General features: G+C 45.0%; 11 protein-coding genes. 6 read left to right on the forward strand and 5 right to left on the reverse strand.

What is annotated here, in order from left to right; all coding sequences use genetic code 11:
• Positions 1 to 234 precede the first annotated feature (234 nt).
• Positions 235 to 1554, reverse strand: coding sequence for a xylose isomerase (gene xylA / locus GT360_RS14900; protein WP_164649754.1), 1320 nt, complete (start codon positions 1552 to 1554; stop codon positions 235 to 237).
• 339 nt (positions 1555 to 1893) lie between these two features.
• On the opposite strand from xylA, the gene GT360_RS14905 reads away from it, so the two are divergent.
• From GT360_RS14905 to GT360_RS14920, 5 genes are all read left to right on the forward strand, one after another.
• A complete protein-coding gene (locus GT360_RS14905; protein WP_164649755.1) occupies positions 1894 to 3282 on the forward strand; it encodes a glycoside-pentoside-hexuronide (GPH):cation symporter in 1389 nt (462 codons plus the stop codon).
• Positions 3283 to 3369: 87 nt separating this feature from the next.
• Positions 3370 to 4497 (forward strand): helix-turn-helix domain-containing protein, encoded by a 1128-nt coding sequence (locus GT360_RS14910; RefSeq protein ID WP_164649756.1) that lies wholly within the window; start codon positions 3370 to 3372, stop codon positions 4495 to 4497.
• Positions 4498 to 4627: 130 nt separating this feature from the next.
• Positions 4628 to 6985 carry a glycoside hydrolase family 3 N-terminal domain-containing protein gene (locus tag GT360_RS14915; RefSeq protein ID WP_164649757.1) on the forward strand — a complete coding sequence of 786 codons (2358 nt, stop codon included), beginning with the start codon at positions 4628 to 4630 and terminating at the stop codon, positions 6983 to 6985.
• 115 nt (positions 6986 to 7100) lie between these two features.
• On the forward strand, positions 7101 to 7253 hold the full coding sequence (locus GT360_RS21845; protein ID WP_204274591.1) for a hypothetical protein: 153 nt from the start codon (positions 7101 to 7103) through the stop codon (positions 7251 to 7253).
• A 311-nt stretch (positions 7254 to 7564) separates the two neighbouring features.
• Positions 7565 to 7876, forward strand: a complete 312-nt coding sequence (locus tag GT360_RS14920) for an isoamylase early set domain-containing protein (RefSeq protein ID WP_164649758.1) — start codon at positions 7565 to 7567, stop codon at positions 7874 to 7876.
• A gap of 67 nt (positions 7877 to 7943) precedes the next feature.
• On the opposite strand, the gene GT360_RS14925 is transcribed toward GT360_RS14920, so the two are convergent.
• Positions 7944 to 8276, reverse strand: coding sequence for a PepSY domain-containing protein (locus tag GT360_RS14925; RefSeq protein WP_164649759.1), 333 nt, complete (start codon positions 8274 to 8276; stop codon positions 7944 to 7946).
• Between the two features lie 200 nt (positions 8277 to 8476).
• Positions 8477 to 9673 carry a multidrug effflux MFS transporter gene (locus GT360_RS14930; RefSeq protein ID WP_164649760.1) on the reverse strand — a complete coding sequence of 399 codons (1197 nt, stop codon included), beginning with the start codon at positions 9671 to 9673 and terminating at the stop codon, positions 8477 to 8479.
• A gap of 93 nt (positions 9674 to 9766) precedes the next feature.
• On the opposite strand from GT360_RS14930, the gene GT360_RS14935 reads away from it, so the two are divergent.
• On the forward strand, positions 9767 to 10258 hold the full coding sequence (locus GT360_RS14935) for a MarR family winged helix-turn-helix transcriptional regulator (RefSeq protein WP_164649761.1): 492 nt from the start codon (positions 9767 to 9769) through the stop codon (positions 10256 to 10258).
• A 16-nt stretch (positions 10259 to 10274) separates the two neighbouring features.
• On the opposite strand, the gene GT360_RS14940 is transcribed toward GT360_RS14935, so the two are convergent.
• Together GT360_RS14940 and GT360_RS14945 are read right to left on the reverse strand one after the other, a co-directional pair.
• On the reverse strand, positions 10275 to 11390 hold the full coding sequence (locus GT360_RS14940) for a protein kinase family protein (protein ID WP_164649762.1): 1116 nt from the start codon (positions 11388 to 11390) through the stop codon (positions 10275 to 10277).
• A gap of 234 nt (positions 11391 to 11624) precedes the next feature.
• Positions 11625 to 13832 (reverse strand): heparinase II/III domain-containing protein, encoded by a 2208-nt coding sequence (locus GT360_RS14945; protein WP_164649763.1) that lies wholly within the window; start codon positions 13830 to 13832, stop codon positions 11625 to 11627.

The following is a 13832-nucleotide window of genomic DNA, read 5'->3' on the forward strand; positions in this document are numbered from 1 at the left end:
CAGATCAGGAAACAGCGATATCGAAGTAGAGGGGAGTCCAGAAACCTTATTTATTCGAATCGAAAGTAACTTAAGCAAAAAGTGACTTAGCAAAAAACGTTAGTTAGAAAAAAAGCTAGCTGGAAGAAAAAAGCCCAAGCATCTCCCCCTGAGTATACTTGGGCTTGTGATAGTGACTCATGTGACGTTGCGAAACTTGGAGCAAGCACACCAAATATCGCAACGTTTACAGCATTACTTGTAAATGAATCCGTTCACAATGTTTTCTAGGTACTCTTGGCGACCGGAAACTTTTGCTGGTGCGATGTTGTTGTCTACCGCGTAGTCAGCAACCGCTTCCAGTGAAAGGTCACCTGAAAGGATCTTCTTACCTAGGTCAGTGTTCCAATCCGCGTAGCGTTGAGCGATGTTCTTAGAAAGAACGTCATTTTCAATCATCTCAGCAGCACGCTCTAGTGATAGAGCCATGGTATCCATACCACCAATGTGACCGTGGAAGAAGTCTGCGAGGTCCGTTGATGGACGACGTACACGAGCATCGAAGTTGAAACCACCAGTAGTGAAGCCGCCAGCTTTCAAGATTTCGTACATCACTAGCGTGTTTTCTTCTACGCTGTTCGGGAATTGGTCTGTATCCCAACCTAGTTGTGCATCACCACGGTTCGCGTCAATAGAGCCAAAGATACCTAGTGAAGTTGCCGTAGCCACTTCGTGGTGGAAGCTGTGACCTGCCAGTGTTGCGTGGTTTGCTTCGATGTTAACTTTGATCTCTTTCTCAAGACCAAACTGTTTCAAGAAGCCGTAAACCGTAGCCGTATCGTAGTCGTACTGGTGCTTAGTTGGCTCTTGTGGTTTGGGCTCAATCAAGATTGAGCCTTTAAAGCCAATCTTATGTTTGTGCTCAACGACCATCTGCATTAGTCGACCAAGCTGCTCGCGCTCTTGACGTAGATCTGTGTTTAGCAACGTTTCATAACCTTCACGACCACCCCAAAGTACGTAGTTTTCACCACCAAGGCGTTGTGTTGCGCCCATTGCGTTGAAGATTTGAGTAGCCGCGTAAGCAAACACTTTAGGATCAGGGTTAGTACCTGCCCCCGCCATGTAGCGTGGGTTAGAGAAAGCGTTCGCAGTGCCCCAAAGGAGCTTCATGCCAGTCTCTTCTTGTTTCTGCTCAAGCACGTCAACCATAGTTTGAAAGTTGTTTACGTACTCTTTTAGAGAGTGACCTTCTGGAGCTACGTCAGTATCGTGGAAACAATAGTAAGGCACGCCAAGCTTTGCGAAAAACTCGAATGCAGCATCCGCTTTAACGCGTGCTTGTTCCATTGGGTCAGAAGCTTTTAGCCACTCATGGTCAAATGTGCCATCACCGAAGATGTCTGCACCACCCCAGCGGAAGTTGTGCCAGTAACAAGCAGCAAAGCGCAGGTGCTCTTTCATGCTCTTACCAAGAATCATCTTGTCCGCGTCATAATGGCGGAATGCTAGAGGGTTAGTTGAACCCTTTCCTTCAAATTGGATCTTCTTAATGTCTTTAAAATATTCAGTCATAGCCAAAATTCCGTTAGCAGTAGTATGTGGACTTCGTTCATGTTCAATGTTTAACGTTTTCACTCACTTCAGCAATTATGATTTTTGATACCAAAATTCTTCTATTTATTAAACGTGCGTAAGCTCTCAAAAATAGAAGGTTATTAGAATTGTAAATCATAAGATTTAATCTTAAGTTGTTGATTTATAATGATGTAGTGATTTTTGTTATTGTTTTTATGCAAGATTGGTCACACTAAGTAAATATCGTAACGGGGTTACTAATTTGGGCAAATTGATTATATTTGTTGCCCAGCCAAAATGAGTGTCAGAAAAACTGTATCCCGGAGAGAAATTATAATGAGTACGATTAAGTTATCAGTGAAAGAGAAGATAGCTTACGGTTTGGGTGACACCGGCTGTAACTTTGTGTGGCAAACCGTCATGCTTTTCCTTGCCTATTTCTACACTGATATTTACGGCCTATCACCAGCACATATGGGCACCATGTTCCTTCTCGTGCGTTTTATTGATGCTGTGACAGACCCACTGATGGGATCGGTTGTCGATAGAACAAAGTCTAAACACGGTCGCTACCGTCCTTATCTACTATGGATGGCTGTACCGTTTGGTATCGCATGTATGCTTGCTTTCTTTACTCCAGACTTGGGTGAGACGGGCAAAATTGTTTACGCATATGCGTCTTATATCTTCTTAACTCTTATGTATACGGCCATTAACGTTCCTTACTGTGCGATGGCAAATGCGATGACAGATGATTCCCAAGAGCGTACCTCTTTGCAGTCTTACCGTTTTGCGTTGAGTACCGCTGGTGGTCTGGTTGTTGCTATGGTGGCGCTACCGCTTGTTGATGTTATTGGTCAAGGCGACGTCCAAAAAGGCTACCTAGGTGCGATGGCGATTATGGGTCTTGGTGCGATTGCCTTGTTCTTTGTTAGTTTTGCAAATACACGTGAACGTGTTGTTCATGAAGAAGAAGACAAGCAGTCCGTACTGGAAGACCTCAAGCTTCTGATGAAGAACAACCAATGGCGCATTCTGTTTATTGTGAACACAGTACTATTGACGGGTGTTGTGCTTAAAGCGGCTTCGACTATGTACTATGTTAACTCGGTGATGGGACGCCCTGACCTGGCTACCACATTGATGGTTGTTGGTATGCTTGCAAACATCGTTGGTGCGATTTTCTCTGCACCAGTACTTGGAAAATACGACAAACCAAAAGTTTACCGTGCACTGATCATCGCTTCTGGCTTCCTATCTGCGCTGCTCTACCTCGTTGACCCAAGCAACATCGCAATGGTATTCGCGCTGGTCATTTTGCTTGGTGTGGTTCAGATGAGTACCACTCCAATCCTCTGGAGCATGATGTCTGATGTGGTTGATTATGAAAAAACACGCAGTAACCGTTCACTAAGTGGCATGGTGTTCTCAACAAACCTATTTGCTATTAAGTTAGGTATTGCACTCGGTGGTGCTGGTGTAGGCTGGATTCTTGCTTGGTTTGGCTACCAAGGTGGTGCAGAAACGCAAACACCTGAAGCAATCAACGCGATTAACCTGCTATTTACTGTTATCCCAGGTATTTTCTTCGCTTCTCTCGCTGTCATCATGATGTTCTACAAGCTAGATAATCAGAAGTTAGATCAAATCAAAGCGATGCTCGCACTAGATGCAAAAGAGCAAGAAGACCGTAAGCCACTTGCTCACAATGCAGAGCTAGGTTAATAGACCCCCGAGAGGCTTGTCGCTCCTGATAAGCACTCTAAGCCCTGCCCAAAGGTGGGGCTTTTTCCATTTCTAGTGAGGAGATGCATGGAAAAATCACTGTTGCTGCTTTTGGACAGCATGATCTATTACGATCGTCAGATCTTAAAAGGAATTAAAGCCAAAGCGGATGAGCTGGACAGTCGACTCGAGATCCACCTAGAGTGCCCGAGTAACCTAGATTTTATCTTGTCAAAGCGATGGGACTACATCATTGCTGACTATGATAAGCCGGAAAACCGCCAGATTGTGAATACACTGGATAGTAAAACGGTGGTGATCACCAATCATAAAGAGCAGGGGTTACACGCAGAACTGTCGGTTGTTGAGCTCGATAATGCGGGTTTGGCAAATACTGCTTTACAAGCCTTTGCTAAACGCAATATCGACAATGTCAGCTATTTTGCCAATCAGAGAGACTTTGTGACACCATGGAGTAGTGAGCGCGCGAGCGCCTTTGAGAAAACTGCGAATGTTAGCGGCTTAAACTATATCAGCGATGTAGAAACCGCTTTGAAAGAGCGTCGCTTTCCCCTCGGTATCTATTGTTCTTCTGATCGTTCAGCTTGTCGTATGGCCAGCCTGTGTAAAAGTCTAAAAATTAAAGTGCCAGAGCAAGTGTCAATTATTGGTACCGATTGTGATGATACTGAGCGTATGCTCTCCCCCATTCCGCTGTCTTCAGTAGAGCTTAACCCATTTGAGTTAGGGAAACTGTGCTTTGAAACGTTAGATAAGCGGATTCGCTATAAACGCACCGTTCGCGCTGAGTTTTCATCCTATAAACTGATCCATGCTCAAACAACGTTAGAAGATAACTCTGTCGATCCGGTGGTGGTGAAAGCAGAGAGTTATATTCGTAATCATTTCCACGTCAATATGAAGATCAAGCAGGTGACGGATCACTGCCGGATATCGAGAAAGACACTCGATACTCGATTCTTGATCGCGCACCGTATGACGGCACATCAATACCTAACCCATTTACGCTTAGAGCGTGCGAAACACTTGCTGCTAAGCACCAACGAAAAGTTAGAGTCCATCGCCAAACAGTGCGGCTATCCGGGGCAGTCGTATCTCTCGCAAGTCTTTCTAAAGCAGTTTGGCGTCGCACCGATTCGTTTTCGTGTAGAGCATGGGCAAGGTATCCGGAATGAAGCAGAGACACAAAGGTAATAGAAACTTCTAATTTATGCGTTTTTTGGTAACCAATGTATGGAGTTTGGTAATTCAGCTCTCCTGCTAGGAAATTCATTACGAAATTGTAGATAGTCTTATCAAAGCATAAAAGGCGGAGAGACCCCCAATGACTATCTACAAAAATCCTAATTACTCAACACAAGAGCGCGTTGCTGATCTGTTGAGTCAAATGACCCTCGAAGAAAAAATCGCTCAGCTTGGCGCTCAATGGTTGCTGCTTGATGAACACGGCAATCACAGCGAACGCGAGCTTGAGATGACGTCGAATGCTGAACAAAAAACCGTTAAAGAAAAACTAAAGTATGGTCTGGGCCAAATTACCCGTCCACTCGGTACGCATGTGGTTACACCGAAGCAAGGGGTCGAAGCGCTCAATCAGCTACAAAAATACCTAATTGAAGAGACTCGTTTAGGTATTCCAGCGATGTCCCATGAAGAGTGTTTAGTCGGTTTAATGGCAAAAGAGGCGACACTATACCCGTCATCGCTAAACTATGGACATACTTGGAACCCAGAGTTGATCGAGCAAGCAGCAGAGGATATTGGTCGACAAGCTCGTGCAGTCGGGGCCAAGCAGGGTTTAGCTCCTGTGCTAGATGTCTCTCGCGATGTTCGTTGGGGACGTACAGAAGAAACGCTAGGTGAAGACCCATACCATGTCGGTGTTATGTCTTCCCACTATGTGAAAGGGTTACAGGGGCCAAAACGTGATTTACTCGCAACCTTGAAGCACTACGTTGGACACTCTGCAAGTGAGGGTGCACGTAACCACGCACCCGTTAATCTAGGCTTTAAAGAGCTGAATGATACATTCATGCTGCCATTTGAGATGGCGGTAAAACTGGCGAACGCAGGCTCTGTTATGCCGGCTTACCATGATATTGATGGTGAGCCATGTCATTCATCGCACTACCTGCTAACAGAAGTGCTGCGTGAGCAATGGGGCTTTGATGGTTTGATTGTGGCTGACTATGGCGGTGTCGATCTGTTGAAAGCGCACCATGCCGTTGCTCAAGATAGTACTGAAGCCGCTGCTTTGGCATTTAACGCTGGCCTAGATGTTGAACTTCCAGATGATGCTTGCTCCAACAAACTGCATCAAGCACTTGAGTTGGGCTTGATGACCCACGACAAACTCGATGAGATTGTATCGCGCATTTTGACGTTCAAGTTTGACCTTGGCTTATTTGAAAATCCTTACACCGCAGTGCCAAGTGAAGCGATTCATAACGAGCACAGTACAAAGACAGCGTATCAAGTGGCGAGTGAGTCTATTGTACTCCTCAAGAATGATGGCACGCTTCCGTTAACTCGTTCGCAGTCGGTTGCTTTGCTAGGGGCAACGGCGGATGATCCACTGGCGTTGCTAGGCGGCTATAGCTTCCCTGTTCACTTGATCTTAAGTGGTGATGAGTCAACAGAACGTGTGGCGAAATCCATCAAAGAAGCACTGGCTGAGCGTATACCAAGCCTGCAATACGCAAAAGGTTGTGACATCTTAACTCAACGTCATGCGAATGCACCGGTATTCCCAGGTGATGTCGATATGGCGGTCGCACAGGCAAGTGAGTCTCCTGTTAGTATGGATACGAGCCTGATTGAATCAGCAGTAGAAGCCGCCAGCACTAGTGATGTCGCGGTTGTCTGCGTGGGTGACTTAGCAGGCCTATTCCAGACAGGTACCGTCGGAGAGGGCTCAGATGCAGATAGCCTAGATCTTCCGGGCGTGCAGCAACAATTAATTGACCAAGTACTCGATACTGGCAAGCGTGTGGTCGTTCTTGTCACTGGCGGTCGTCCATATAACCTAGGCCGAGCAGAGGAAGAGGCTGCGGCAATCGTTTATGGATGGGCTCCGGGCCAAGAAGGCGCGAATGCGATTGCTGATGTGTTGCTGGGTGATGTCAACCCAAGTGGCAAACTGACAGTCTCTATTCCTAAGAACGTGGGAGCAGTGCCTTACTTCTATAATCACAAGCTGAAAAGTGCGGGTACGCCAATCGCTTATCACTTCGGTTCTAAATACAACTTTGGTCATGGCCTAAGTTACAGTGAGTTCAAATATTCAAACTTCCAAGTTGCCAACGCTGAGGTGTCTGCTTCAGATATGATTATTGTATCTTGCGATCTGACCAACACTTCATCTCGTGATGGCGCAGAAGTGGTGCAGCTGTACTCTCGCGATGTGCTCTCTACTGTGGTTCGTCCAGTGAAGGAACTAAAAGGTTTCAAGAAGGTGCACCTTGCTGCTGGAGAGACGAAGCGCGTTGTGTTTGAGCTACCGGTAGATATGTTGAACTTCACTAATGCTAAACACCAGCGCGTAGTGGAAGGGGGAGACTTCAACTTAATGCTAGGACGCTCTTCAAACGAGATTGAGTTCACTCAGACCGTGACGGTTGAGAAGGGGACATTTGTTCTTCCTAAAAACTGGAGAATGGTGTGTAACGCTTACTCTGAATAATTAAGGCAGAGTTGATGCGTTTAGTTTGTCGACACGATTAAAAACTGGATTAGTTAGAATGTGGGAAATCCGTTCTAATGCGCCCGAGATATTTTTGTCTAGTTAGGGTTTAAGTATGTTTTCAATTGAAGATCGTGTCGTTGCTACTAAAGGCATCGAGTTAGGCGAAATGGTAGTGACTGGTTTAAGTGCAGGCGGTTTCTATGTTCACGTTACTGTGGACGGCATGACGCTGACTTACCCAGCTCAAGACCTGAAAAAAGCATAACAACGTATTCTCAGTTGGTTGGGAATGGATTAAGGCAGCTACGGCTGCCTTTTTCTTTATCTACGCCCCAAATAGTTGACGCTCGTCACGTTTTGTAGTCCAACCACTCGTTATCAGCCATTGCTCGTAGCAATTTTGTGCTACTTATTGCTTAATACAGGTGTGGATGAAATTCGCACACTTAGAGTGCGGTTTGCACGCTGACAGGGAGAGTCGTGAGCAATATTGCCCCCAAAACTCATGTTCTAACTGTTTGTTTATTTGGCATTTTACTTGCAGCTGTCAAAGGAAAGGATTGACTAGGAGTTGATATGATCACAAAACGTTTTTTCAAAACAAAAGATGAAGTCGAGGTTACGTTTCAGTGGCCAAAGGGCGAGTCAGATATTACGAGTGTCGCCATTAGCGGTGATTTTAATGACTGGCAAGCGACACCGTTAAAGCTAAATCGCCAGAAAGTCTTCACGACTAAAATGCGTCTTCCAAAAGATCAGGCGTTTCAGTTCCGTTACTTGCTCGATGAGTCAGTATGGGAAAATGACCATGCAGCTGACGAGTACGTGCCAAATGGCTTAGGCAGTGATAACAGTGTTGTAAAGACTTTTGCTCCAGTAGAGGCTTAAGTGACACGCTAAACATGAAATGGGCGCAAATAGCGCCCATTTTTATCGGTTCAAATTGTCAAACTGGCTATTTGTCTACATCGCCAATAGTACCTTCATGTGAGAGGTCACCGGAAAGCTCAGCCTGAATCTCTTCTAGCGTTTCTTCTTCAACCGCCACAATCTCGCCAGTGATGGCATTCACTTCAATCTCATAAGCTTTTTCGTTTTTTTTAACGAACACATCCCATTGGGTGTCGGGTTCATCGTGGCGAATACCCAATACTTCAACGTTGACTGCAGCGAGCGCTGCTTCTATTGCTTGCTCTTTGGGGATAATGTCAGAGTGACTCGCCGCGTAGCCAACGAAACTTGCTGAGCTAATGATGATAAGGGCTGTGCCCAATACAGTTCTTTTCATTTTACTCTCCACTTTTTACACAAAAAATGTCGACACTTTGCAAGTTTCAAGACACTGTTACTCAGCACCGCTTGTATTGCTTATGCCAAACTCAGGTTAGTAATTTTTGATTCGCGGCCAATAATCGATTGACCATCGCACGGTATTTTACAAATACAGATGTAAAAAAAATGTTAAGTAAAGTTTTAGCTCAGCACTCTTTAGATTTTCACCTCTATAGGGCTTTGGTAGATTTGATTAACACTATTTGCCTTGAGTGCTCCTCTTAGTGAAACAGAAGCCGAGACAAACATGATCAAGACAACAGGCCAAAGCGAGTGTGCGCTCAATACTGCTGCTAATGCACTGATACTTGCGGCGGTGAAGAATTGAGTTGCACCAAGAGCGGCTGAAGCCACCCCGGCCCCTTTTCTAAAGTGCTTGAGGAAACTTGCATTAGAGTTCGCCATAATCCCTCCGTTCGCCGATATCGTGATGATGAATCCAACCAAAGCGAACCAGAGGTTGTCAGGAGCGACAAGTTGCGAAAGGAGTAAAACTACCGTCCCTACTACTTGCATGGAAATAAATCGAACTAATAACACTTCAGGAGCATGGGTATTGAGTAAGAAGGAATTGAGTCGGTTAATTAACGCAACGCCTAGTACATTCACCAAAAAAAGCGCAGAAAACTCTTCTGGAGAGACACCGAAGTGGATCATATATATAAATGCGCCGTTAGCGATAAAAGTCATGAGTACAGAAAAACTAAAGCTTTGCGAAATCAAGTAACCTTGACCCTGTTTAGTACGAAACACCTGTCGATAACTTACGGCATGTTTAAGCTGTGCAGACGACTTTGGTTTGGGTAGGACTTTTGTTGCAGCTAAAGCGACAAGCAAGGCAAATACAGCGGAGACAATGAAGATCCAATGCCAGCTGGACAGCTTCATAATTGTTGTACCGACCGTTGGCGCGATAGAAGGGGCAATCATGCTGATCAATGCAATTAACGCGAAGAGTTTCGCTGACTCTTTTCCTTCGGTGTTATCTCTGATTGTTGCAGGCACGCCTACCACGGCTATACCACCCCCCAGGGATTGGAGAATACGCCATAGCCAAAAGCTTTCAATACTGCTGGAGTTAGCAAGCATCAAACTGCATCCAGCAAATATTACAAGCCCCATAACCATGATCTTCATTCTTCCAAATCGGTCTGATAAAGGGCCACCAATCAGTTGGCCAATCGCAAGGCCAAAAACATAAATACTGACGGTAATTGAAACCATACCAGTACCGACATTTAACTCATCGGCAATGGTTGGAATGGCAGGTAGGTAGCTATCAATCGCAAAAGGTGTCATTGCGAAGACGGCGGCCAGCAGAGCGACGAGTGTTTTGCTAACAGTATTATTCATTATGACCTCATTTATCTTTCCGGAAAGATAATAAGTGGATTTAATCTTTCTAGCAAGATATATTTGGAGCACAAAGTAGGCGTGAGATTCAAGATGGAACAGCAAGAGAGTTTAAACAATATACTAAAGCTTGGTGCTAAGCATTGGCCTGAGGCATTCGGAGAATTTCGTTCAACGATTTTGACGATTCATCGTATTCATAGCCACCTAGACAGTGATTTGGAAAAATTATTGGCTGGCTTTGAGTTGCAAAAAGCAGACTTTGGCGTTTTAACCACCTTACGTCGCAGTGCTTCTCCGTATTGTCTCTCCCCAACAGAGCTTTACCGCTCAATGCTTTTTAGCTCCGGCGGTCTAACAAAGGTGTTATCTCGTGTTCAAAAAGCCGGCCTAATAGAACGTATAGAGAATCCGGAAGATGGTCGTAGCAAGTTAGTTCAATTGACTCACCAAGGTAAAACCGTGGTTGAAAGCATCATTAGCCAGCTGCATGCGCAGGAAAAAAGAAAGTTGGATGTGCTGAATGAAGATGAAAAAAACCAACTGGACATGTTACTCAATAAAGTGTTGGGTAACTGGGAGTAGTCGCGCGATTGCTTGATTAACGGCGAATATAAGGACCGGAAGGTTTTACTTTGACCTGAAAATCCAATGCCTGCTGATACTTCTCTTTGTACAACGTAAGCAGTTTTGATTGTGATAGCCCTGCATTCGCGTAAAACAACTGACCCGTCTTCTCAAGTATTTCAAAGTTACTTTCTAACTCTTGATACACAAAGCGAATGCGTTTGAGCGTGGTGGGTGTGCATGATTGGCCATGGAGATCATCTTCAATGTCTAATACGTGCGAGCGAAATGCGTCGAGAGTAAACTGCAACTGAAGCGCCTGATTGCACGCCAATGCCGATTTCCACTTTGTAATGATTGAAGAAAAGTGTTCTATAATCTCAGGCTTTGCTGAATGAGTCGTGAGCCATTCTAGTTTCGTTTGGTAGCTCTCAACGCCTTGCTCTTTAAGCATTTTGTAGAGCGCTAACTGCTCTTCAGTGTCGAGTTTGTTCTCTAACAACCACCCAAAAAAGAATCGGGTTTCAAATCGTTCCACAAAATGGAAAATCGGGTCGGAAAGTCCATTGCTATTGAACTCAGTTAATGGGTTGAATGGGTACATATAACCAAAATCGAACAGCCACACTTTGTCATTGCTATCGACCAGCAGGTTTCCTCCACACAAGTCCCACTCCATGATGCCTTGTCTCTCAATGGCTTCTAAGGTGGTGAACAGCTGACGTATAAGTTGAGCATCTAGTCTTTGAATGTGTGTACCATCAATCCAAGGCGACAAAATAATGCCCAGACGATAATCGGCGTAAATGGTAGAGATAATATTTTCAAAAAATGGGGCAGTGTTAGGATCACTTTTCAGGCTTTCAAAGCGTTGGCGACAAAGCACCTCATTCAAGAAGGAGTATTTGCCATCGAGGTTTTTTACCTTGGCTTGCTCTCTGCGCTTTTTTAACGTGTAGTCTTTCCCATCAATAACTAGGTGAAAGATTTCAGCCGTTAAACCAGAATCAATCGTTTTAACCACATAGTGGGAGTCTCTATCAATATTTGAGAGTTCGCTGGGTGGGAGTGGGCATTGATTTGCATCACCGACAATGAGAGGTCGTTGGCTTTTGTCGAAGTCGTGTTGCTGCTGTTGTCTCTCGTTCACTGTGCGCTCTCAGTTAATCCCTTTACTTTATTAAAAAGCACTGTGCTACAGAGCGCATCCACCGGATTGATAAAATTCGCGGGAGGAGGATCAAGGATGAGAGGGTGTTCGAGCTGACAGCCAATCAGCTCGAACGCTCGCAATTACCAATTTACAGAAGGTTAAGATTTAGCAAAAGCGAGTTTGAGGAAGGGTGTTTAAGACCTACCTCTGAGGCTAATACAGTTTCGGACGTTAAACAGTGATAGCCTCATTTATCTCAATATCGTGAGATGTGAGATTCATGGTCAACTCCTCGTTTTTGTATTGAACGATAAGCTGCTTGGTTTCTTGGTTAAAAGTTACCTCATTGGAATTAAAGCATTGCATTGTTACATTGTGTTTGCTGCTTGGCTCTATTTCCCACTCGATGTGTTGGACGTCTTTTTGTGCATCAGACTCCACATTGCCAGCAAAACCATCAGCATCATTGACCTCTTCCACAAATGTCGGTGATTTGATGCCATCTGCAGTCACTTTAAGCGTGTAAATTTTATTGTCTGCGGAGAGAGTGACTAAGTCGTTTTCCACACACGCCAGCAATGGGCTGTGTAATCGCCACTGGAGAGTGTCAGGTGCTTGTAGCTCGATTTTGTCATGAACAATGAGGCCTTTATCTGCAACTTGAATAAGCGTGCGGATAAATTGGATACAACTGTTATATGGCTGTGATAGGTCTAGAGTGACGCATTGGAAATGCTCGGATTGTTGTTTGTCTACAACCGTAGCAGTTGCGGTTTCACAATCGAGTATTTGTCCATTCCCACCGATGAGCGGCAAGTTATGTGCTTTAGTTTGTCGAGTCCAAAGACTATGATGTTTACTACCAAAACGGTAGCCGTAGCTCCCACTCGGTGTCAGTACATTCACACCTTGATCGACCAGCGCAAAGTTTCCTTGATCGCCATGACGATGGGAGCTGTTACCAAACTGGCTGGCACGGTAATACAGTGATAGCCCTTTATGGGATACTTTGCCTAACCCAGCATAGTCATAATAGATCGTTTTAGGCGCCTCTAATACTTTAGGCGTTAGAGCTACATTATCTTTTTGATAGGCAAGCTGAGGCACAGTGGGGACGATATCTAATAAGTGTAATTTGTACGTACTGATCTGAGACTCAAGCGCTTTCGATAGTGCCAAGGATTCATCATCACCAAACCGCTCAGCGTAGATACGCAGTGGATTTTGGGCGAAGAAGCCGGGCCACTCTTTCCCTTCACGCAGACACCAAAACCCATCACCGAATGGATGGATACGTTCTTGAGTTGCAACAAAGTCTCGTGCAAAGTTCACGTAGTTCTTATAGAACGGGTGGTTGTAAAAAGAAAAGTCACTCAAACGTTCTACAGACAAAAAGAAACTATGGTGCCATTTACTGTATGAAGAAGAATAGAACGGCCCTTCCACCCAACTACCATCACGACCACCGTAAAACGGAAGAACACCTCGATAGGTCATCAGAGCATAGTTGAGCCAGCGTTCACAGACAGATTGATCGTACTCTTTGTGCAGAACTAAAGCCGCGACACCGAGATAGCCAGGTAGGCGTGATGTGTGTGAGTGGCCAGGGAACTGTTTAAACTGATCTTGCTCTAGCCTCTCCTCCATTTGAAAAGCAATCCGAACCAGAAATGGACGAACAAAGTTCTTTTCTTCTTCGGTAAGCAGGGGAGCTAGCCAGTGATAAACAAGGTAAAGATTTCGAGAAAGTGATAGACCAACTTCATCACCCCAAGTTAGCGGGCGTACAAGTGTTGCAGGGCCTTCCGGGCTCCACTCAGCAAGACGCAGGAGAATGTCTCGTGCTTTTACACCACACTCTTCGTCTTGCCATACTTTATAGAGAAGTGTGAGTGCCATCAGTTCTCGGTCAATCCAGTTACGTACGTTCGCGATCGCTGTGCGCTTGCCTTCTTCTTGCCCACGTCGATAGTGGGTTGGGTATAAAATCGAGTTAATATTCAAATCCGTCAAACTGGCTCTGAGCTTGTCTTCAACGCCAGGAGAAGCTTGTCTAACTGCTGAAATGTCCTCATCAAAGTACATCATGTACTGCTCTTTGCTTTCAGCCAAGGCAAAAAGTTCAAGCGCTGTTGGGGCGACATATTCGTCAGTCTCTGTTGTAATCGAAAAACACATCCAATCGGAAGTCTTTAGAGAATCCAAACAGGTTACGCGCCAGCGATATTCGTCGGCTTCCAGTAGGAAGTTGAGTTGAAACGGAGATTGCACACTCGTCCAATGCCAAGACTTATCAGCTCCGATTTGTTCAAGCTCCAAGTTATACAAACCTTTATATTCAGCTTGAGGCCAGTTGAATGAAGGTGGGTTAACCAGTGCAGGCTCATTGTTTGGAGCAGTAAATAGCTGAAAATCATGAGTTCTATTTAACGATAGCAT

This window comes from Vibrio astriarenae, from assembly GCF_010587385.1.
GTDB lineage: Bacteria > Pseudomonadota > Gammaproteobacteria > Enterobacterales > Vibrionaceae > Vibrio > Vibrio astriarenae.